Raw genomic sequence first — 1,412 nt, forward strand, 5'->3', positions numbered from 1 at the left:
CCAAAAGAGACGAGGTGAACTCCCTATGCCATATATTCGACACGAGAGTCTATTTTCCCTGCAAGATTTATATAACATTCAACGTGAACACCGATTTGAGGCGAGCTTTGCAACGTTAGACATTGCTCCAATGCTGTCTGTCGTTTGTAAACGATCACGCTTTGGCGCTCCTGTAGACGTTAATTATTCTGCCGTCATCTACTCGCTTGTTGCACGAATCGTTGAACGCATTCCAACGATCAAAGATTTGCTCAAGAGGCTTCGCGAAGACATTCTCTTTCGCTTGGATTGCGGATTTTCTTTGGCGGAATCCATTCCTTCAGCAACAACCTACTCTCGGCTAATTCAAAAGTTAAGTCAAAGCTATGCATTAGAAAATGTCAACCAACATGTATTAAAGCTCGCATTGGAGGAAGGGTTTATTCCAGACGATACCATCGCGATCGATGCTACTCACATTGAGGCTCGTGACCAAGCCCTCTCGAAACAAGATAAAGAAAAAGATAAAACACCGGTTTCTCCCAAAAAGCGTGGTCGCAAGGCTAAACACGAACGAGAAGCTTGGTTACTACAGAAACAGCTTGAAGAGGAGCAGAAATCTATCTTCAAAAAGAAGATAGCCGACCAGTTGTCCGAGCCCTTTGAGGTACTTAGACAGCAAATGCCAATAGCATCCGAGTGAGGTGTTAAATGCAATAGCGAAAATAAAAACTTTAGCTGGTACGGTTACAAAGGTCATCTTGCCGTTGGCACACAGAGCACTACTTTCATCTGGAAGTTTGAACGATGGAAAAGCAGCTATTCCACTGCTGAAGGGGCTGAAAACACAGTTTCCTGAATATTCGTTCAGCTACACTACAATGGATGCAGGCTACGATTATGAGGGCATTTACCAAGAAGTTCGCAAGGCAAATGCTCATGCGATCATGCCTACAACCGCAAGCGTGAACCGGAGCTAGAAGGTTTCGATGAACACTTTGCACCAACATGTGTACGTGAGCATTCGTACCGCTATGAGAGTTATGACCCAAAGTACGAGACACTTAAATACGTTCGACCGAAGGAATGCGAAAATTGTCCCTTAGCCCACGATTCCTTGTGCCAGAAGGTCTACAAGATGAAGGTCACAACAGACATAAGAAAATACTCAGCTCCAGCGCGTGGAACCGTTTCATGGAAACATATCGCTAAGCGGAGATCGACCGTTGAACGTGTGAATACTTATTTAAAAGAGTTCTTCCAATTAAACAATGTGAGACATCGATCGGGAACAAAAGCGAGGTTGCATTTTAACCTCGTAACTACAACAGCATGAAATTAGCCGTTAATCGACTAAACAAACAGCTCCAAACTCAAGCCGCATAGTTTAAAAAAAATGAACAAAATTGAGCTGGAGCAGTATGCTCTTTTTT

Annotated in this window: 1 pseudogene; it reads left to right on the plus strand. The window is 43.5% G+C overall.

Going from position 1 to position 1,412, the window contains the following annotated elements:
* Nucleotides 1-25: 25 nt before the first annotated feature.
* Nucleotides 26-1,365 (plus strand): annotated as a pseudogene (locus ABEW73_RS33520) (transposase).
* The last annotated feature ends 47 nt before the right edge of the window (nt 1,366-1,412 follow it).

The organism is Paenibacillus lautus, assembly GCF_050482385.1.
Lineage (GTDB): Bacteria > Bacillota > Bacilli > Paenibacillales > Paenibacillaceae > Paenibacillus_AQ > Paenibacillus_AQ lautus_B.